Annotated in this window: 17 protein-coding genes; 1 reads left to right on the top strand and 16 read right to left on the bottom strand. The window is 72.3% G+C overall.

Annotated elements, in window-relative coordinates; translation table 11 throughout:
- Nucleotides 1–4: 4 nt before the first annotated feature.
- From ACFZCP_RS39365 to ACFZCP_RS39335, 7 genes are all read right to left on the bottom strand, one after another.
- Complete coding sequence (locus tag ACFZCP_RS39365; RefSeq protein ID WP_391439239.1) at nt 5–202, bottom strand: DUF6191 domain-containing protein; 198 nt, start codon at nt 200–202, stop codon at nt 5–7.
- A gap of 37 nt (nt 203–239) precedes the next feature.
- Nucleotides 240–3,314 (bottom strand): AAA family ATPase, encoded by a 3,075-nt coding sequence (locus tag ACFZCP_RS39360; RefSeq protein WP_391439234.1) that lies wholly within the window; start codon nt 3,312–3,314, stop codon nt 240–242.
- A gap of 158 nt (nt 3,315–3,472) precedes the next feature.
- Nucleotides 3,473–3,697 (bottom strand): hypothetical protein, encoded by a 225-nt coding sequence (locus ACFZCP_RS39355; protein ID WP_391439231.1) that lies wholly within the window; start codon nt 3,695–3,697, stop codon nt 3,473–3,475.
- Nucleotides 3,698–3,862: 165 nt separating this feature from the next.
- Nucleotides 3,863–4,546 carry a hypothetical protein gene (locus ACFZCP_RS39350; protein ID WP_391439228.1) on the bottom strand — a complete coding sequence of 228 codons (684 nt, stop codon included), beginning with the start codon at nt 4,544–4,546 and terminating at the stop codon, nt 3,863–3,865.
- 35 nt (nt 4,547–4,581) lie between these two features.
- Nucleotides 4,582–5,157 carry a GNAT family N-acetyltransferase gene (locus ACFZCP_RS39345; protein WP_391439220.1) on the bottom strand — a complete coding sequence of 192 codons (576 nt, stop codon included), beginning with the start codon at nt 5,155–5,157 and terminating at the stop codon, nt 4,582–4,584.
- The gene (locus ACFZCP_RS39340) at nt 5,135–7,366 is read right to left on the bottom strand and encodes an MMPL family transporter (protein WP_391439215.1); all 2,232 of its coding nucleotides are present in this window, start codon (nt 7,364–7,366) and stop codon (nt 5,135–5,137) included. Before ACFZCP_RS39340 ends, ACFZCP_RS39345 begins: the two co-directional genes overlap by 23 nt.
- Nucleotides 7,367–7,569: 203 nt before the next feature.
- A complete protein-coding gene (locus tag ACFZCP_RS39335) occupies nt 7,570–8,010 on the bottom strand; it encodes a hypothetical protein (RefSeq protein WP_391439211.1) in 441 nt (146 codons plus the stop codon).
- A gap of 183 nt (nt 8,011–8,193) precedes the next feature.
- Between ACFZCP_RS39335 and ACFZCP_RS39330 the strand changes: the two genes are divergently transcribed.
- On the top strand, nt 8,194–8,997 hold the full coding sequence (locus ACFZCP_RS39330; RefSeq protein WP_362698049.1) for a methyltransferase domain-containing protein: 804 nt from the start codon (nt 8,194–8,196) through the stop codon (nt 8,995–8,997).
- 252 nt (nt 8,998–9,249) lie between these two features.
- Here ACFZCP_RS39330 and gatB read toward each other — a convergent pair whose 3' ends face one another.
- The 9 genes from gatB to ACFZCP_RS39285 form a co-directional block, all read right to left on the bottom strand.
- Nucleotides 9,250–10,764: an Asp-tRNA(Asn)/Glu-tRNA(Gln) amidotransferase subunit GatB gene (gene gatB, locus ACFZCP_RS39325; protein WP_391439206.1), complete on the bottom strand. Its 1,515-nt coding sequence runs from the start codon at nt 10,762–10,764 to the stop codon at nt 9,250–9,252.
- A gap of 16 nt (nt 10,765–10,780) precedes the next feature.
- Nucleotides 10,781–11,020 (bottom strand): hypothetical protein, encoded by a 240-nt coding sequence (locus ACFZCP_RS39320; protein ID WP_362698055.1) that lies wholly within the window; start codon nt 11,018–11,020, stop codon nt 10,781–10,783.
- A complete protein-coding gene (gene gatA / locus ACFZCP_RS39315; RefSeq protein WP_391439199.1) occupies nt 11,017–12,510 on the bottom strand; it encodes an Asp-tRNA(Asn)/Glu-tRNA(Gln) amidotransferase subunit GatA in 1,494 nt (497 codons plus the stop codon). The genes ACFZCP_RS39320 and gatA overlap by 4 nt, the downstream gene beginning before the upstream one ends.
- Before the next feature lie 2 nt (nt 12,511–12,512).
- Nucleotides 12,513–12,809, bottom strand: a complete 297-nt coding sequence (gene gatC, locus ACFZCP_RS39310) for an Asp-tRNA(Asn)/Glu-tRNA(Gln) amidotransferase subunit GatC (protein ID WP_067301103.1) — start codon at nt 12,807–12,809, stop codon at nt 12,513–12,515.
- Between the two features lie 104 nt (nt 12,810–12,913).
- Nucleotides 12,914–13,408, bottom strand: coding sequence for a cupin domain-containing protein (locus ACFZCP_RS39305; protein ID WP_391439192.1), 495 nt, complete (start codon nt 13,406–13,408; stop codon nt 12,914–12,916).
- Nucleotides 13,409–13,529: 121 nt separating this feature from the next.
- Nucleotides 13,530–13,901: a DUF4267 domain-containing protein gene (locus ACFZCP_RS39300; RefSeq protein ID WP_391439188.1), complete on the bottom strand. Its 372-nt coding sequence runs from the start codon at nt 13,899–13,901 to the stop codon at nt 13,530–13,532.
- A gap of 412 nt (nt 13,902–14,313) precedes the next feature.
- Complete coding sequence (locus tag ACFZCP_RS39295; RefSeq protein ID WP_391439184.1) at nt 14,314–16,554, bottom strand: EAL domain-containing protein; 2,241 nt, start codon at nt 16,552–16,554, stop codon at nt 14,314–14,316.
- Nucleotides 16,555–16,811: 257 nt separating this feature from the next.
- Nucleotides 16,812–19,010: an NAD-dependent DNA ligase LigA gene (gene ligA / locus ACFZCP_RS39290; protein ID WP_391439177.1), complete on the bottom strand. Its 2,199-nt coding sequence runs from the start codon at nt 19,008–19,010 to the stop codon at nt 16,812–16,814.
- Between the two features lie 15 nt (nt 19,011–19,025).
- Complete coding sequence (locus tag ACFZCP_RS39285) at nt 19,026–20,033, bottom strand: methionine synthase (protein ID WP_391439174.1); 1,008 nt, start codon at nt 20,031–20,033, stop codon at nt 19,026–19,028.
- Nucleotides 20,034–20,120: the final 87 nt, after the last annotated feature.

The raw sequence follows: 20,120 nt of genomic DNA, 5'->3' as shown, positions 1-20,120 counted from the left end.
TCGCTCACTCGTCGTCCGCGGGTTCCGCCCTGGCGGGCGGCCGCTCGGGCGGGCGTACGACCACCTTTCCCGAGGCGAGATCTATGGGCCCGCGGCCGGAGTCGGCGTCCCCGACGTCCTCCCGGGTCAGCTCCAGGCGGTTCTGCTCGTCCTGGGTGTGCTTGCGGCCGGGCGCGAACAGTTCCTCGAAAGCGTTGAACACAGCACCTCCCCCATGCCGGTCTCCTCCAGCGTACGGCTCAGCCCGCCGCGGGCGCGGCGACGGGGTCGGCCGGGAACAGCCCCAGCCGGTGCGCCAGCGCTGCGGCCTCGCCCCTGCCCGAGACGCCGAGCTTGGACAGGATGTTGGAGACGTGCACGCTCGCCGTCTTCGGGGAGATGAAGAGTTCCTCGGCTATCTGGCGGTTGGTGCGGCCGGCCGAGACCAGACGCAGGACGTCCCGTTCCCGGCCGGTGAGGCCGAGGGCCCCGGCCGGGTCGGCGGTCGCGAGGGCCTCCTGCGGGGCGCGGGTGAGGGTGAGGCGGGCGCGCTGGGCGAGCCGTGCGACCGCGTCGGCGAGCGGGCGAGCGCCGAGGCTTCCGGCGACCGCCCCGGCCAGCCGCAGCAGCTCCAGGGCCCGGTCGCGCTCGTTCTCACCGCCGCCCGTGGTGCCCTCCGGCCGTGCGGCACCAGGAGAGAGCAGGGACTGCGCGAGGCGGTAGCGGACACGGGCGAGGTCGTAGGGACGGTCCAGACACTCGAAGGCGGTGACCACCCCCGACCAGGCGTCCGTGGTGTCCGTGCCCTCTGCCCGGTCCAGTTCGGCGCGGATCCACCGCTCGTGCGCCGCCCACACAGGCGCGGCGACGGTGATCTTTCCGGCGCTCTCGCGCAGGCGGCCGAGGACCTCGGCGCGGTCCGCCGCGGCGGCGGGCAGCGCACGGGCGTCGGCCTCGGCGGTGGCGGCGGCCAGCAGCAGGGGCCAGGCGTAGCGGTAGGTGCCGGGCACGAATCCGCTCTCCAGTGCCCTGGACAGTTCGGCGCGGGCGTCGTGGATTCTGCCCTCCGCGGCGGCTACGCCGATGGCGACACGGGCCACCCGCAGCGACTGCTGGGGCATGGGGTCCCGGGAGCCGTAGCGTGCGTCGGCGGTGGCCAGGTGACGGGCGGCGCCGGCGAGGTCGCCGCGGGCCAGTGCGAGATGGGCGAGGCGCAGGGCGCCCGAGCCCTGGGGCTTGGCGCCGTGGCCCGCCCGGATCGCGTTCGCGGCGGCGTCGGCGGCCTCGTCCCACTGGCCGATCGCGTAGAGCGAGTCGGAGAGGTTGCCCCACACCCATGCCTCGGCGTCGCGCAGCCCGAACTCACGGGTGAAGGCGATGCCTTCGCGCAGCAGGGGCACGGACTCCCGGGAGCGGCCGACCGCCTGCAGCGCGGACGGCAGGTTCACGAAGGCCCGGCCCGCCACGCCCCGCACGCCCTCCCGGAGCGCGTCCTCCTTGACGTGGAACATCTCCGCGAACCCGGACTCGGCGTCGCCCGCGTCGATCAAGAGGCCGCCGAGGGTGAGCCGGGCGTGCAGTTCGATCTCGCGGGCGTTCACCATCCGCGCGTACTGCACGGCCCGCTCGGCGGCGGCGAGCGCGTCGGGTCCGGGCTGGTGCAGCATGCGCCAGGAGGCGACGTGGGCCAGCACCTCGGCGTGCACCTCGGTCGGGGGCAGCCCGCGGACGAGCTCCTGTGCGGTGGCCAGCTCCTGGCGGCCGTCGCCGCGGGCCTGCGCCTGGACGAGATGGGAGCGCTGCACCCAGAACCAGGCGGCGCGCAGGGGGTCCGGGTCCTCGTCCAGCAGCTGGAGCGCACGCTTGATGATCTTCAGGGCGCGTTCGCGTTCCCCTCCGAAGCGGCCGGCGACCGCCGCCTCGGCCATCAGGTCGAGGTAGCGCAGCGGGGTGGTGGCCGGGTCGCAGCCGCAGGGAGGGTAGACCTCGGTGTAGTCGACCGGGCGCAGGGCCGAGCGGACCTCCTCGGGGGCCCTCTCCCACAGCTCCATCGCCCGCTCCAGGAGCCGCAGTTGCTCGGTGTAGGCGTGCCGGCGGCGGGCCACGACGGAGGCGTCCAGGACGGCGGGCAGGGCCCGGGCGGCATCGTGGGCGTGGTACCAGTAGCTCGCCAGGCGCATCACGCGCGCGTCGGCGGGGACGAGCGTGGGGTCGGCCTCGACGGCCTCGGCGTAGCGGCGGTTGAGCCGGGAGCGTTCGCCGGGCAGCAGGTCGTCGGCGACGGCCTCGCGGACCAGGGCGTGCCGGAAGCGGTAGCCGCCGCCGTCCGGGGTCGCGCTGAGGATGCTGGCGCCCACGGCGGCCCGCAGCGCCTCGATGAGGTCGTCCTCGGCGAGGTGGGCGACGGCGGCGATCAGCGGGTACTCCACGGTGGAGCCGCCCTCGGCGACGATCCGGGCGATGCGCTGGGCGCTCTCGGGCAGCGCCTCGACCCGGACCAGCAGCAGGTCGCGCAGGGAGTCGGTCAGGCCGGTGCAGCAGCCTTCCCAGGCGGCGACGGCCAGTTCCTCCACGAAGAAGGCGTTGCCGTCGGAGCGTTCGTAGATGTCGTCGACCTGGGCGGGGTCGGGCTCGGCGGCGATGATGCCGGCGACCTGACGGGCTACTTCCTCACGGGTGAAACGGGCGAGTTCGAGACGCCGGACGGTGCGCAGCCGGTCGAGCTCGGCGAGCAGGGGGCGCAGGGGGTGCCGGCGGTGGATGTCGTCGGAGCGGTAGGTGGCGAGGACGACGAGACGACCGGTGCGCAGGGTACGCAGGAGATAGGCGAGCAGGTGGCGGGTGGAGGCGTCGGCCCAGTGCAGGTCCTCCAGGACGAGCACGACGGTGTGCGCTTCGGCGACCTGCTCCAGCAGCCGGCCCGTGAGTTCGAAGAGGCGGGCCATGCCCTGCTCGTCGTGCCGGCTGGAGGTGGCCTCGCCCAGCTCGGGCAGCAGCCGGGCCAGTTCCTCCTCCTGGCCGGCTCCGGCGGCGGCGAACTCCTCGGGCAGGGCCTCGCGCAGGGCGCGCAGCGCGGTGGAGTAGGGAGCGAAGGGCAGCCCGTCGGCGCCGATCTCGACACAGCCGCCCACGGCCACGACCGCGCCCCCGCGGCCGGCGGCAGTGACGAACTCCTCGACGAGCCGGGTCTTGCCCACCCCGGCCTCGCCGCCGACGAGCAGCGCCTGCGGCTCACCCGCTCCGGCACGGGCGAGCGCGGCGTTCAGCGTCTCCAACTCGTCGGTGCGGCCGACGAACACGGGACTGACGGATGCGGTCTCCACAGGCCCGAGCATCGCACGAGGTCCCAAGGACGGGGCAGCGGTTTTCCACAGCTGCGGTGCGATGGTCGTACCAACGGGCGGAAGGGTCGTACGACGCTCGGGGAGCGCCGTACGACCCCTGGACGGAAGGCGGCCGACCCCCGTGCGGCCGCCCTGCGCCGGTTCCTCGCTCACGCGGTGCGCGGGAGCCGCTGCCTGCGGGGCCGGTCGGTATGGGATTCGGCCTCCTGGGCGCCGCGCCGGACGGCCGCCTCGCGGCGGGCGGCGCGCCGGGAGAGCACGGCCTCGCGGGCCAGGCGGTCCTGCTCGGCCTCGCGGCGCAGCTGGGCGGTCCGCGTGCGGTGGATCTCGAAGTCGTACATGGTGTGTCCTTCGGGAGAGGTGGTCTCGTGCATCGCTTCCTGCGATGCCTCCACCTTCGTCTCCCAGGGGGGTGCGCCACATCGGGAGAGTTCCGCATCTTGGGGCGCGCCCCGGGCCCCCGGACACGCCTAAGGGGCCTCAGGGGCCCCGTAAGGTGCTCACGGATTCCCTAAGGCCCCTGATGAACTGCGGTTTCCTCAGCCGGTCGAGGGCAGGGCGAGCAGCGCGTCGGAGTACTTCAGGACGGCCAGGAGCAGGCCGACGGCACCGAGCGAGATGCCCGCCCAGGCGACGGACTTGATCCAGGCGGCCTGCGGGCGGCCGGGGGCGCCGAACGCGGGCCGGGCGAGCACGGCCACGCCGGTGACCAGCGCGGCCAGCGCGAACAGACCGGCCCACAGTGCGGTGGTGTGCCAGGCGTCGCCGTAGACAGCCTTGACCTGCGTGGCCACGCTCGCGGTGGACGAGGTCTTGAGCTGGCCGACGAGGGTCTCCCGGGCGGCGGCGACGGTGCCGATCCAGCCGCCGCTGAGCGAGACCAGGCCCAGCCCGGCGGAGACCACGGCGGCGGCACCCTGGCCGACCCCGGAAGGACCCGTCTCCTCGAACGCCTCGGGCTCCTCGGGCTCACCGGATTCGCCGGATTCGCCGTGCTCACCGGAGTCCCCGGACGCGCCGGGCTCCAAGCGTTCCCTGTTCTCCGCGTTCTCCGCGTTCTCCGCGTTCTCCGCGGCCGGCTGCCCGTCCGCTCCTGCGCCGTCGGCATCGGTTCCGGCCCCGGTCCCGGTCCCGGTCCCGGCTTCAGCGGCCGCGCCCGCGTCCCCCTCCTGCGGTGCCCGCTCGTCGTCGGTCTTGGTGACGTCCACGTTCTTCGTTGCCATGTCCGGCACCGTACGGACGCAGTCTGAGAGGTCTCTTAATGATCGTTGTGCCCGCCCCGCGCGCGTGCCTCGCGCCACTCGGGGGCCAGCACCGCCCAGATCTCGGTGTCCGTGCGCACGCCGCGGTGCGGGTAGTTCTCCCGCAGGACGCCCTCGCGGGTCATGCCGAGGCGCCTGGCCACGTTGAGGCTGCCCTCGTTGGCGACGGAGGCGAACCACTCCACGCGGTGCATGCCGCGCTCGTCGAACGCCCAGTCCAGCAGCACGCGCATGCCACGCGTGACCAGGCCCCGCCCGCTCGCCTCCGGTTCCAGCCAGCAGCCCGCCTCGCAGACCCCGCCGGGGGTGTCCCAGACACGGAACAGCAGGCCGCCGGCGAGCTTTCCGTCCAGCCAGATGCCGTGCAGGCTGCCCGCGTCGGCGGCCCGCTTGTCGGCGTACGACCTCAGGTAGGCGCGGGCGGCCTCCAGGTCCGTCACCACGTCCGGCAGACCGATGTGCCGGCCGATGAAGTCCCGTCCCCGGTCGATGTTGGCAAGCAGCTCCGGCGCGTGCCAGACCTCCAGGGGGCGCAGTTCCGCGCCGTCCTCACCCAGGGATATCGCGTACATCGTGCCGCTGCTCCTCTCGCAGTTCCTCGACCGGGACAGTGCCGAGACTCTCATGGACGGCCCGGCATTCGGGCGGCTCGATGCTGATGCGCGGCAGCCGGACCTCCAGCCAGGCGGGCAGCCACCAGTTGGCGGCGCCGAGCAGGTGCATCAGGGCGGGCACGAGCAGGGTGCGCAGCACGAAGGCGTCGAGGGCGACCGCCGAGGCCAGCGCGATGCCGAACATGGCGATCACGCGGTCGCCGCTGAGGACGAAGGCGAGGAACACCGAGATCATGATGACCGCGGCCGAGTTGATCACCCGGCTGGTCTCGGCGAGGCCGACCCGCACGGCCCGCCGGTTGTCGCCGGTCTCCAGCCACTCCTCGTACATCCGGCTGACCAGGAACACCTGGTAGTCCATGGAGAGTCCGAAGAGGACCGAGACCATGATCACGGGCAGGAAGGGCTCGATGGGGCCCGCGCGGCCGAGGCCGAGCAGTTCGCTGCCCCAGCCCCACTGGAAGACGGCGACGACGATGCCGAAGGCGGCGGCGACCGCGGCGATGTTCATCACGCCGGCCTTCAGCGGGATGCCGAGCGAGCGGAAGGCGACCAGCAGCAGCAGACAGCCGAGCCCGACGACCACACCGACGAACAGCGGCAGTTTGCCGACGATCACATCCGCGAAGTCGTCGTAGCCGGCCGTGACTCCGCCGACGTGCACGTCGAGGGAGGTGCCGGTCTCCGCGCGCGGGAGCACGTCGCTGCGCAGCCGGTCGACGAGGTCGCTCGTCCGCTGCGACTGGGGCGCGGAGTCGGGGACGAGGGTCAGATATGCGGTGTCGCCGGCGGAGTCGTAGGTGACGGGGGTGACGGAGGCGACGCCCCGGGTGGCGCGCAGGGTGGTGTCGAGGCTGTCCAGGGCGAGTTCGTCGCCGCCGCCGTCGACGCGCGTCACCAGGGTCAGCGGGCCGTTCACTCCGGGCCCGAAGCCTCGCGCGAGGAGGTCGTAGGCCTGCCGTGTGGTGGACGAGCGGGGGTCGTTGCCCTGGTCGGAGGTACCGAGGCGGAGGGAGAGCGTGGGCAGCGCGAGCAGCGCGACGACAGCGACGGCGAGCGAGCCGAGCAGCCTCGGCCGGCGTTCCACGAACGCGGACCAGCGGGCGGCGAGACCGGTGGGCAGCTCGGGTCGCGGCCCGCGCCTGGCGAGCCGGCGGCGCTCGCGGCGGCTGAGGGCGCGCGGTCCGATCCAGGAGAGCAGGGCGGGCAGCAGGGTGACGGAGGCCGCGACGGTGAGCACGACCGTCGACGAGGCGGCGACGGCGACGCCGTTGAGGAAGCCCAGGCGCAGGCTGAGCATGCCCAGCAGAGCGATGCAGACGGTCGCACCCGCGAAGACGACCGCACGCCCCGTGGTGGCCACGGCGTTCGTCGCGGCCTCGGTGACGCTCAGGCCGCGTTTCAGACCGCGGCGGTGCCGGGTCACGATGAAGAGGGCGTAGTCGATGCCGACGCCGAGCCCGATCAGCGTGCCGAGCATGGGCGCGAAGTCGGCGACGGTCATGACGTGCCCGAGCAGCCCGATGCCGGCGTACGCCGTGCCCACACCGATCAGCGCGGTGGCGATCGGCAGCAGGGCGGCGGCGACCGAGCCGAAGGCCAGGAGGAGGACGACCGCGGCGACGACCACGCCGACCACCTCGGCGGTGTGCCCCCCGGAGGACCGGGTGAGCCCGATGGCGCTGCCGCCCAGCTCCACCCTGAGGCCGTCCCGCTCGGCGGCCCCGGCAGTGCGGACGACGGCCTCGGCCTCGGACTTGCTGATGTCCTCCGCCTGCCGGGCGAAGGTGACGGTGGCGTAGGCGGTACGGCCGTCGGCGCTGATCCGGTGCGCCCCGTGCCGGCCGTACGGGCCGGCCACCGAGGCCACGTCGGGCAGGTCGGCGATCCGGTCCAGGGTGCGGGTCATGGTCCGTTCGACGGCGGGCGCGCGGACGCTGCCCGTATCGGTGTGCCAGACGACGGTGTCGCTGTCGCCGGCCAGGGCCGGGAAGCCGGATTCGAGCAGCTGGGCGGCGCGGCCCGATTCGGTGCCCGGGACCTCGTAGTCGTTCGAGTACGCCGGACCGGCCACCGCGGCGGCCGCGGTGATCCCGCCGAAGGCGAGGAGCCACAGCAGGACGGCGACCAGACGGTGCCGGACACACCAACGGGCGAGGGCTGCCACGGACGTGCTCCCAGAGGACGATTTGTTGATCTTTGGCCGGGAACGATCGTCCATCCACTGAACAGCCCGCAAAGAACGCATGAGCAATCGAAGGACACTCTTGCAGGCGTAGGTGATCGTTTGCCGCGTTCGCGGGGCTCTTCGCAAGAGTGGGAGGCAGGTCACAGGACAGTTCTGCGAACTCTGTCGCTCCGGGGGACACTTCAGTCGGACTGGTCCCCGAAAGCCATGATCATCGTCCCGGCGATCAGCAGCCACAGAGCACGGCGGGTACGGCCGTGGAAGCCGAGGAACGCGGCGAGCGCGCACACGGCGGCGCCGAGGGCGTAGGCGGCGGGGACGAGGGCCGCGGCGGAGCCGGTGAGCCGGAGCAGCGCCGCGGCCAGTCCGGCGAGGGTGAGCAGGGCTCCGGTGCCGGCGGCGGTCCAGCGGGCCCGGCGGGCCTCCGAGATGCCGTCCGCATCGTCCGCGCCGTCGACGTCGACGTCGTACGCACTGTCCGCGTCATCGGCGCCGTCCGCGCCGCACGCACCGTCCGCGCCATCCGTGTCGTCAGCGTCGTCCGAGGCGTTCGCCGGTTCCTCCGCCTCGGCTATGGCGGGGTCGGCGCCGGTGTCGATGTCGGAATCCGTGCGTCCACTCATGACGGCTGAGCGTAGTACCCACGGCCGAACAATTCGGATGCGGTGTGCCCGGGCCGCTGCTAGCGTCCCGGCGTCCGTTCCCGGCATGTCGCCGCCGACCGAAGCAGGTGCATTTTTTGATGGTCCGACCGAGCTCCCACACATCCCTCTTCCGTACGAAGGAACCAAGGAGCCCGTTCACCGATGGCCGACATCACGCCAAGGACCCCGGACACCTCGCTCACTGACCGTCTCACCCATCCCCGCTACCCCCGCAGCAGCCGCTACGACGCCCGCTGGGCCGTCGAGAACCAGATGGGGCCGCACGCCCTGTGGCTGCTGGAGTGGCTGGCACCCGCGCTCGGTCTCGACCGGCTGCCGCCCGGCGCCCGGGTGCTCGACCTCGGCTGCGGGCGCGCCATGACGTCCGTCTTCCTGGCCCGGGAGTACGACGTCCGCGTCGTCGCCGCCGACCTGTGGGTGAAGCCCGACGACAACGCCGTACGCCTCGCCCAGGCGGGAGTCGCCGACCGGGTGCTGCCCGTGCATGCCGAGGCGCACGACCTGCCGTTCGCCGAGGGCGGCTTCGACGCGATCGTCTCCGTCGACGCCTACCAGTACTTCGGCACCGCCGACCTCTATCTGCCCACGCTCACCCGGCTGCTGAAGCCGGGCGGGCGGATCGGGATCGTCGTGCCGTCGGTGCGGCAGGAGATCGACGGAATCGAGCCGCCCGCACACCTCGAAGCCCACTGGGACCCGGGGTTCTGGTCGTTCCACTCCCCCGCGTGGTGGCGGCGCAACTGGACGCGCACGGGGGCCGTGACCGTCGAGACGGCCGACTGGCTGGAGGACGGCTGGCGCGACTGGCTGCTGTGGAGCGAGGTGTGCGCCGAGGAGAGTCCGAGCGAGTTCATGGCCGGCCTGGCCCGCGACTCGGTGGAACTGATCGACGCCGACCGCGGGCGCCTTCTCGGGTTCGCCCGGGTCGTGGGGCGCCGCGAGTAGCCGGTTCGCGCGCCGCGGGCAGCCGATTCGGGCACGGGGGCAGCCGGTTCGCGCGCCGCGGGCAGCCCGCGGGGCACGGCGCCCGTGCACCGGGTCCGGCAGGTGATCGTCCGGCCCGGCAGGTGACCGCCGGGCACGGCAGGTGTTTGGCCGGCCCGGCGAGAGACCGCGGGCCGCGCGGGTGACCGCGGGCCGTCGCCGACAGCGCAACGGCCCCGGAGAACATGTCTCCGGGGCCGTACGAACGGGGGCTCAGCCCTCGCTCACGCCCAGCTTCTCCAGGATCAGTTCCTTGACGCGGGCCGCGTCGGCCTGACCCCGGGTCGCCTTCATGACCGCGCCGACCAGGGCGCCGGCCGCGGCCACCTTGCCACTGCGGATCTTGTCCGCGATGCCCGGGTTGCCGGCGATGGCCTCGTCGACGGCCGTGCCAAGGGCCGAGTCGTCGGAAACCACCTTGAGGCCGCGCTTGTCGACGACCTCGTCCGGGGTGCCCTCACCCGCGAGGACGCCCTCGATGACCTGGCGGGCCAGCTTGTCGTTCAGGTCGCCGGAGTTCACCAGCTCGGTGATCCGGGCGACCTGCACCGGCGTGATGGCCAGCTCGTCCAGCGCCGCGCCGGACTCGTTGGCGCTGCGCGCCAGTTCGCCCATCCACCACTTGCGGGCGGAGGCCGCGTCGGCGCCGGCGTCGATCGTGGCGACGATCAGGTCCAGCGCGCCGGCGTTGAGGATCGCCTGCATGTCGGTGGCCGTGATGCCCCAGTCCGCGAGCAGGCGGGTGCGGCGGGCCAGCGGCATCTCCGGCAGCGCGGCGCGGATCTCCTCGACCCACTCGCGCGCGGGCGCCACGGGGACGAGGTCGGGCTCCGGGAAGTATCGGTAGTCCTCGGCCTCCTCCTTCACGCGGCCCGAGGTCGTGGACCCCGTGTCCTCGTGGAAGTGGCGGGTCTCCTGGATGATCGTCCCGCCGCCGTCGAGCACGGCCGCGTGCCGCTGGATCTCGAAGCGGGCCGCGCGCTCCACGGAACGCAGCGAGTTGACGTTCTTCGTCTCCGAGCGGGTGCCGAACTTCTCGGCGCCCTTGGGCATCAGCGACAGGTTCACGTCGCAGCGCATCTGGCCCATCTCCATGCGGGCCTCGGACACGCCGAGGGCCCGGATGAGCTCGCGCAGCTCACGGACGTAGGCGCGCGCAACCTCGGGGGCACGCTCGCCGGCGCCGACGATCGGCTTGGTGACGATCTCGATGAGCGGGATGCCCGCGCGGTTGTAGTCCAGCAGCGAGTGGGACGCGCCGTGGATCCGGCCGGTGGCACCGCCGACGTGCGTCGACTTGCCGGTGTCCTCCTCCATGTGGGCGCGCTCGATCTCCACGCGGAAGGTCTCGCCGTCCTCCAGCTGCACGTCGAGGTAGCCGTTGAAGGCGATCGGCTCGTCGTACTGGGAGGTCTGGAAGTTCTTCGGCATGTCCGGATAGAAGTAGTTCTTCCGGGCGAAGCGGCACCACTCGGCGATCTCGCAGTTCAGCGCGAGACCGATCTTGACGGCGGACTCGACGCCGGTCGCGTTGACGACCGGGAGCGCGCCGGGCAGGCCGAGGCAGGTCGGGCAGGTCTGCGAGTTGGGCTCGGCGCCCAGCTCGGTCGAACACCCGCAGAACATCTTGGTCTTGGTGCCGAGTTCGACATGGACCTCAAGGCCCATGACGGGGTCGTACGACGCCAGCGCGTCCTCGTACGACACCAGGTCGGTCGTGGTGGTCACGGTGAAAACTTCCCTCTCAGCCCAGCAGGACGTCGTCGTCGCCCAGCCGCTTCAGCTCGCGATAGAGGATGGCGAGGCCGGTGACGATCGCGACGGCGGACACGGTGGCGTCGACGAGACGCAGGGTGTCGTGCTCGGCGCGCGCCTTCTTGATCTGCTTGGCCACACCGAACGCGCCGAACGCGGTCCCGGCCATCGACAGGTACGTGCCGGACTTCGACTTCTTGAAGCCCTTGGCCTTGTTCAGTGCACTCACAGCGACGGAGCCTCCTCGAGCAACGGGTGCCCCCAGTTTTCCACGAAGGCGGCCTCGACGGCGGCGCCGACCTTGTACAGCCGGTCGTCCTTGAGCGCCGGCGCGATGATCTGCAGGCCCACCGGGAGGTTGTCCTCCGGGGCGAGACCGCAGGGCAGCGACATGGCCGCGTTACCCGCCAGGTTGGTCGGGATGGTGCACAGGTCGGCCAGGTACATCGCCATCGGGTCGTCGGCGCGCTCGCCGATCGCGAAGGCGGTGGTCGGGGTCGTCGGGGAGACGATCACGTCGACCTGCTCGAAGGCCTTCTCGAAGTCCCGCGTGATGAGCGTGCGGACCTTCTGCGCGGAGCCGTAGTAGGCGTCGTAGTAGCCGCTCGACAGGGCGTACGTGCCGAGCATGATGCGGCGCTTGACCTCGGGGCCGAAGCCGGCCTCTCGGGTCAGGGAGGTGACCTCCTCGGCCGAGTGGCTGCCGTCGTCGCCGGTCCGCCGGCCGTAGCGCAGGCCGTCGAAGCGGGCGAGGTTGGAGGAGCACTCGGACGGCGCGATCAGGTAGTACGCCGACAGCGCGAGGTCGAAGGACGGGCAGTCCAGCTCGACGATCTCGGCGCCCAGCTCCCTGAGCAGCTCGACCGACTCGTCGAAGCGCTGGATGACGCCCGCCTGGTAGCCCTCGCCGCGGAACTGCTTGACCACGCCGACGCGCATGCCCGCGACGCTGCCGTTGCGGGCGGCCTCGACCACCGGCGGGACCGGGGCGTCGATGGAGGTGGAGTCGAGCGGGTCGTGGCCGGCGATGACCTCGTGCAGGAGGGCCGCGTCCAGGACCGTACGGGCGCAGGGGCCGCCCTGGTCCAGGGAGGACGAGAACGCCACCATGCCGAAGCGGGAGACCGCGCCGTACGTCGGCTTGACGCCGACCGTGCCGGTGACGGCGGCCGGCTGTCGGATGGAGCCGCCGGTGTCGGTGCCGATGGCCAGCGGGGCCTGGAAGGAGGCGAGAGCGGCGCTGGAACCGCCGCCGGAGCCGCCGGGGATCTTCGTGAGGTCCCAGGGGTTGCCGGTCGGGCCGTAGGCGCTGTTCTCGGTGGAGGAGCCCATGGCGAACTCGTCCATGTTGGTCTTGCCGAGGATGACGACGTCGGCGGCCTTCAGCCGCTTGGTGAGCGTCGCGTCGTACGGCGGGATCCAGCCTTCGAGGATCTTCGAGCCGACGGTCGTGGGTACGCCCTCGGTGGTGAAGATGTCCTTGAGTGCGAGCGGGACGCCGGCCAGCGGGCCGAGCTTCTCGCCGCGGGCCCGCTTCTCGTCCACGGCGCGGGCCTGGGCGAGGGCGCCCTCGCGGTCGACGTGCAGGAAGGCGTGGACCTTCTCGTCGACAGCCTCGATGCGGGCGAGGTGGGCCTCGGTGACCTGGACCGCCGTCAGCTCGCCGGAGGCGATCTTCTCGGCGGTCTCGGCGGCCGTGAGCTTGATGATGTCCGTCATGGTCAGTCCTCCCCCAGGATCTGCGGCACCTTGAAACGCTGCTGCTCCTGGGCCGGGGCGCCGGAGAGCGCCTGCTCGGGGGTGAGCGAGGGACGGACCTCGTCCGTGCGCATGACGTTCGTCAGCGGCAGCGGGTGGGAGGTCGGCGGTACGTCTTGGTCGGCGACCTCGCTGACGCGGGCGACCGCGCCGATGATGTCGTCGAGCTGGCCCGCGAAGTGGTCGAGTTCTTCGGGTTTCAGCTCCAGACGCGCCAGCCGGGCGAGGTGGGCGACCTCCTCGCGCGTGATGCCAGGCATGCAGCGATCCTCTGGGGTGAGTGTGTGTCGTTTGGGCCCAATCCTATGGGGCGGGCCCCGGTACCCGTGAAACGGTTTGCCGGGGCCCCTCTGCCATCGCTCCGTCAGCGCCGTCGCGCGTCCCAGATCTCGCTCCTCAGGAAGTGGTTGTCGTACAGCTCCTGGACCTCCAGCAGGCTCTCCGGGGTGGCCTCGCCGAGGGCGATGCGCTGCAGATGGCGGAAGTACTCGAAGCGCTCGACGCCGGGCGTCAGGACGATGAGCAGGTCGGCGTCGGCACCGGGCACGGCGGCGAAGGCGTGCGGCTTGCCGGGCGGGACGATGACGAGGTCGCCGGGGCCGGCGGTGACGACGTCCTCGCCGGAGAGGACGTCGGCGGCTCCGTCGAGCAGGAAGAACATCTCGGCCGAGTTGTCGTGCAGGTGCGGCTTGGCGCCGTCGGCGCCCGCCGTGAGGGTGACGCGCTGGGCGGACAGGGCGCCGCCGGTGCGGCTGCTGTCGGCCAGCAGGCGCACGGTGGTGGGAGCACGGCCGACGACCTCGGCGTCGGCCTCCCGGACGATCACGGACTCGTCGAACTTCGGAACGAACAGCGACATCTCAAAACCCCCTGGTGACGATGGTGCCGTGATCGGACCTGATCCGGTGAACGGACGTGGGGCCGTGATCGGACGTGATCCGTGAACGGACGTCATGCGGTGATCGGACGTGGTGCCGTGGTCAGACGAGGAAGAGCAGGGCGGCGCTGATCAGTACAACGACCGCGGTGGCGAAGTGGATCCCGAAGGCGACGGCCTTCGTGCCGCCGTTGCGCAGGACTATCAGCATGTCGCCGAGCGGGACGAGGGCCACGCAGACCATGAACCAGGCCTCGGCCTGTCCCCCGACGAAGGCCAGCAGCGCCAGGCCGATGACACCGCTGGCGCCGTCCCTGAGGCCCTTGATCGTCAGGTAGGCGCCGGCGTCGCCGTCCGGCCGGGCCGGGACGCCGTACCCCGCGGCGGCGGGACCGGGCTGGAACAGGAACCGGTACCCGAGGAACAGGCAGAACAGGTCGAGCACGACAGCCAGGGTGTACGCGGTGACAGTCATCCGTCTTCTCCTCGCTAGCACTGCTAGGGACAAGAGCGAAGGTAGCAGAGCATCGAAAGGATTGCTAGCACTGCTAGAATCACGGTCACGCCGATCCAGACGCGCCGGGAGCGCGAACGAGCGGAAGGTGAGCGGCTGATCGTCACGGCCGCACGGGAGCCGGCCGAGGCGGGCGACGACTGCGGCCTCCTGACGGAGACGTTCTGGGCGAGCCTGCACGGGCTGGTGACGCTGATGCGCAGCGCAGCGGACGACTGCCGGCCCAGGCACAGGAAAGGCGGTTGGCGCTGCTGATCGGCCACTTCGCGGGCAGCTGAAGGCAGCCGAGCACACGCAGCCGCCGACGGCGGTCAGCCCCCGTCGGAGGTGGCAACCAGCCCGGCCGAAGGGGCGGGCCGGCGGGCCGGGAAGACTACTCTGCGGCCGGCAGCGCCGCTCGCGGCCGCTGCCACCCGCGTGAGCCCCGCGCCAGCAGCCACGCGGTCGTCTCGTCGGGGGGCATCGCCGCGGCGACCAGCCACCCCTGCACCGCGTCACAGCCGAGATCCCGCAGCCGCTCCCAGGTCTCGTCGTCCTCCACCCCCTCGGCGACGACCAGCAGCCCCAGCGAGTGCGCCAGGTCGACCGTGCAGCGCACGATCTCGGCGTCCTCGGTGTCCACGGCCAGCCGCGCCACGAAGGAGCGGTCGATCTTCAGCTCGCTCACCGGCAGCCGACGCAGATTCACCAGCGAGGAGTACCCGGTGCCGAAGTCGTCCAGCGACATCTTCACGCCGTGCCCGGTGAGCCCGGCGAGGGTGTCGGCGGCCCGCTGCGGGTCCTCCAGCAGCACATGCTCGGTTATCTCCAGCTGGAGCGCGCCCGCGGGGACGCCGTGCCGGGCCAGGCGCGCGGCGACGGAGCCCGCGAAGCCGGGTGTGTGGACATCGCGCGGGGAGACGTTGACCGCCACGGGGACCCGCAGTCCCTGGGCCCGCCAGCGGGCGACCTGGGCGAGCGCGGTCTCCAGCACGTACTCGGTCAGATGGGGCATCAGCCCGGAGGACTCGGCGATGGCTATGAACTCGTCCGGCGGAACCTTCCCGCGCTCGGGATGCACCCAGCGCACCAGCGCCTCCAGGCCGGCGACCTGTCCGTCGAAGCGGACCTTGGGCTGGTAGTGCAGCTGCACCTCCTGCGCGTCCAGGGCGCGGCGCAGATCGCCCAGCAGGCCCAGCCGGTCCGGGGTGTTGGAGTCCCGCTTGGACTCGTAGACCTCGACGCCCGTACGGTCCCGCTTCGCCTGGTACATCGCCACGTCCGCCCGCCGCAGCAGCCCCTCGGCGTCCAGGGCGTGGTCGGGGAAGACGGCGACGCCCGCGCTGGCCTCCAGGACGAGGGTGAGTCCGTCCAGGTCGAGCGGCGAGCTGAGGGCGGCGACGAGGCCGCGGGCGACGCGGGTGGCCGACGTGGTGGAGTCGGCGACGGGCAGTAAGACGGCGAACTCGTCACCGCCGAGCCGGGCGGCCTCCGCGCCGCGCGGCAGCGCGAGCCGGAGCCGGTCGGCTACCTGCAACAGCAGCCGGTCGCCGGCGAGATGACCGAGGGTGTCGTTCACCGACCGGAAACGGTCGAGGTCGATCAGCATGAGGGCGGTGCGCGCGCCTATCCGCTCGGCGTCGTCGAGAGCGGTCCAGATGCGCTCCAGCAGCCACTGCCGGTTGGGCAGTCCGGTCAGCGGGTCGCGCAGTTGCTCCTCGGCGCGGGCACGGGCCATCCACAGCGTGGAGTCGAGGGCGACCAGCGGGATGGCGAACAGGGGCAGCAGGATCGGCTGGGCTTCGGCGACCACGCACACCAGCGGCGCGATCCCGAGCAGCGCGACGGCGACCAGGCCCTGCCTGATCACGGCGGTGCGGGCGACGGTGGGCAGTCCCCCGCCGCGCGGGGCGTGCAGGTACCAGAGCAGTCCGCGGCTCACCGCCAGGTAGGCGGCCGCCACGAGCACCGCCTCGGGGACCGTGGCGATGCTCCAGCTGTCCGGCCGCCAGGGCTCCTCCACGCTCGGCACGCGCCCGAAGGAGGCGAGCACCAGGGCGCCGACGCTGATCCCGAGGATGTCCACGGCACCGTGCAGCAGGCCCTGCCGCCAGCGGTGCCGCCTGGCTATGCCGACCAGGACGACGACGGTGAGGCTGACCATCCAGGCGGGCACCCAGCCGTACAGCAGCAGGACGGCGAGGGTGAGGGCGGCGCCGGAGCCGGTGCCGCCCCACCAGCGGGCGCGGCCGAGCATCACGAGGTGGCCGACGATGATGCCGGTGAGTACGGCCAGCGCCCAGCCGACCGTGCCGCCCGGGAAGAGTGCGTGGCTGCCGGTGAAGGCGCGGTAGAAGCCCGCGCCCAGGGCGAATCCGGCGGCGGCCACGACGGCCGCGGGCAGCGCGGGCCAGGACACGTGCCGTTCGGATTCGCTGCCGGGCAGCGCGGGGGCCGGCTCGATGGCCAGCGGGATCGGGGTGTGCGCCTCGGGTGCGGTGCCCCCTGCGGCCGGGCAGGTCCCGGAGCCCGGGCGCCCTGCGCCCCGTCCGGTCCACCGGCTCCCCCGCCACGCGCCCGCACGGCGGCGCAGGCGCGGCCGTACGTCCGGGGCGGCGCTCTCGGTCGGTTCCATTCCCGTCCCTCTCACAGCCGGCGGTGCCCACGCCATGCAGCCCGATGCCCGACAGCCATCGGCGTCCGCGTCGAACATCACTTCCCCGTGCCCTCTGCGAGCAGGGGAATGCCCCAACCGCAGCTGGGCACGGCAGGTGCACACCTCAACAGTAGGCCGCAGAAGGCTTCCTCGGGCAGCGGTCGTCGACGGTTGCCCGAATGCGCCCGGGCCACCCCTATGCATCTGATATGCGCCGATCGGGTGGCCTTCAACCGCTACTCTCCGGTCGGAAGCGCGACTTCGGCCGCCGCGTCGGGTCCCTGCTCCAGGAGGACGCCGAAACCGTCCTCGTTCAGAACCGGAACCTTCAGCTGCATGGCCTTGTCGTACTTCGACCCCGGGTTGTCACCGACGACGACGAACGCGGTCTTCTTCGAGACAGAACCGGTCACCTTGGCACCGCGGGTCTGCAGTGCCTCCTTGGCCCCGTCCCGGGTGAAGTTCTCCAGCGTGCCGGTGACGACGACGGTGAGCCCCTCCAGCGGGCGCGGCCCCTCGTCCTCGCCGGACGACTCGTCCTCCAGCGGGACTCCCGCGGCCTTCCACTTTCGGACGATCTCCCGGTGCCAGTCCTCGGCGAACCACTCCTTGAGCGCGGCGGCGATGATGGGGCCGACGCCGTCGGTGGTGGCGAGCTCTTCCTCACTGGCCTGTTCGATACGGTCGATGGAGCGGAACTCGCGCGCGAGGGCCTGCGCGGCCACCGGTCCGACGTGCCGGATCGACAGCCCGTTGAGGAATCGGGCGAGCGGCCGCGCCTTGGCCGCCTCGATGTTCTCCAGCAGGGCGAGGGTGTTCTTCTTCGGCTCGCCCTTCTGGTTGGCGAAGACCGTGACGACCTTCTCCTCGCCTGTCTTGGGGTCCCGCTTGGGCAGACCGCTGTCCGCGTCGAGGACATAGGCCTTGATGGGCAGCAGCTTCTCCACCGTCAGGTCGAAGAGGTCGCCCTCGTCCACCAGCGGCGGATCGGCCGGCTCCAGCGGGCGGGTGAGCGCGGCCGCGGCGACCCCGCCGAAGTGCTCGATGTCCAGGCACTCGCGGCCCGCGAGGTAGGTGACGCGCTCGCGCAACTGGGCCGGGCAGGTACGCGCGTTGGGGCAGCGGAGGTCGATGTCGCCCTCCTTCATGGGCCGCAGCGGCGTCCCGCACTCGGGGCACTCGCCCGGCATCACGAACTCCCGCTCGCTGCCGTCACGCAGGTCCGCCACCGGCCCGAGGATCTCCGGAATGACGTCGCCGGCCTTGCGGATGACCACGGTGTCGCCGATGAGCACGCCCTTGGACTTGACGACCTCCTGGTTGTGCAGGGTGGCGAACTCGACCTCGCTGCCCGCCACCGTGACCGGCTCGACCTGCGCGTACGGGGTGACGCGGCCGGTGCGCCCGACGCCCACCTTGATGTCGATGAGCTTGGTGTTGACCTCTTCCGGCGCGTACTTGTAGGCGATCGCCCAGCGCGGGGCGCGCGCGGTGGAGCCGAGACGGCCCTGGAGCCGGATCTCGTCCAGCTTGACGACGGCGCCGTCGATCTCGTGCTCCACGGAGTGGCGCATCTCGCCGTCGTAGTGGGCGATGAACTGCCGTACGCCGTCGAGGTCGTCGACCACGCGGTTGTGCGAGGAGGTGGGCAGGCCCCAGGTCTTCAGCAGGTCGTAGGCCTGGGAGAGGCGGGTCATGCCCGTGAAGCCCTCCAGGGCGCCGATGCCGTGCACCACCATGTGCAGCGGGCGGGTGGCGGTGACCCGCGGGTCCTTCTGGCGCAGCGAACCGGCCGCCGCATTGCGCGGGTTGGCGAAGGGCTTGTCGCCGGCCGCGACCAGACGGGCGTTCAGCTCCTCGAACTTCTCCATCGGGAAGTAGACCTCGCCGCGGATCTCCACGAGGTCGGGGACGTCGTCGCCGTGCAGACGGTCCGGGATCTCCGCGATCGTGCGGACGTTCGGGGTGATGTCCTCGCCGGTGCGGCCGTCGCCCCGCGTCGCCGCGCGCGTGAGGCGGCCCTGCTCGTAGGTGAGGTTGACCGCGAGACCGTCGACCTTCAGCTCGCACAGGAAGTGGTACTCCTGCTCGCCCAGCTCCCTGGCGATGCGGTCGGCCCAGGCAGCCAACTCGTCGTCGTTGAAGGTGTTGTCGAGCGACAGCATCCGCTGGCGGTGCTCGACCGCCGTGAACTCCGTCGCGTACGAGCCCGCGACCTTCTGGGTCGGCGAGTCCGGCGTGCGCAGCTCCGGATACTGCTCCTCCAGCGCCTCCAGAGTCTTCAGGAGCGTGTCGAACTCCGCGTCGCTGACGACGGGAGCGTCCTTCACGTAGTACCGGAAGCGGTGCTCCTCGATCTGCTCAGCGAGCTGCGCGTGCCTGTCACGTGCCTCGGCGGGCACTGCCGTCTCCGCCTGCTGCTTGTCGCCGGCCACCGTGTTGTCCTCCCGTTACTCTGGGTTGTCCGCGAGGGATCTCGCCGCCTGGACGCAGTGGGCGAGCGCCTGGCGTGCGTAGGCCGGGGAAGCACCCGCGAGACCGCACGCCGGGGTGACCGTGACCGCCTCCGCGAGCAGCCCGGGTTGCAGCCCCAGCCTGCGCCACAGCGTCCTGACACCCATGACGCTACCGGCAGGGTCTGACAATGGGCCGTCCGTGCCCGGCACGACACCGGCGAACAGACGGGTGCCCGCTTCCACGGCCTCGCCGATGGTGTCGTCGTCACGCTCGGTGAGGAGCGAGAAGTCGAAGGAGACGGCGGACGCGCCGGCCCGGCGCAGCAGGGCGAAGGGGACGTCGGGGGCGCAGGAGTGGACGACCACGGGTCCGCCGTCGTGGACGCCGATGGCGTCGCGCAGAGTGGCCTCCACGATCTGCCGGTCCACGGCCCGGTGCGTGCGGTATCCGCTGGCGGTGCGGACCTGTCCGCGCAGTACGGAGGTGAGGGAGGGCTCGTCGAGCTGGAGGACGAGCCGGGCGCCGGGGATCCGCCGCCGCACCTCGGCGAGGTGGAGCCGCAGGCCCTCGCCGAGGGAGGCGGCGAGGTCACGGCAGGCGCCGGGGTCGGAGAGGACGGCCTCGCCGTTCTTCAGCTCCAGCGCGGCGGCCAGCGTCCACGGCCCGACCGCCTGCACCTTGAGGTCGCCCTCGTAGCCCTGGGTGAACTCCTCCAGAGCGTCCAGGTCCTCGCCCAGCCAGGACCGGGCGCGCTTGGTGTCCCGGCCCGGCCGGTCGCCGATCCGCCAGCCGCTGGGCTCCACGCGCGCGTACAGCTCGACCAGCATGCCGGCACTGCGGCCGATCATGTCGGCGCCGGGGCCCCGGGCGGGCAGCTCGGGCAGATACGGAAAGTCCTCGAAGCTGCCGGTGACCGTCTTGGCGGCCTCCCTCGCGTCCCCTCCGGGCATGGACCCGACGCCGGTGGCCCCGGAAAACCTGAACTCGCTCTTCTCACTCACCCCGGCAGGGTATGCCGCCGCACCAGGGGCCTCCGCCCCCTGGCCCCCCCGGCCCGTGCCCGCCCACCACCCGACCCGGTCGGCAGA

This window comes from Streptomyces sp. NPDC007971, from assembly GCF_042958635.1.
Classification (GTDB): Bacteria; Actinomycetota; Actinomycetes; order Streptomycetales; family Streptomycetaceae; genus Streptomyces.
Note: the sequence above shows the minus strand (reverse complement) of the source record. Positions and strands in the feature narration are given on the sequence as shown.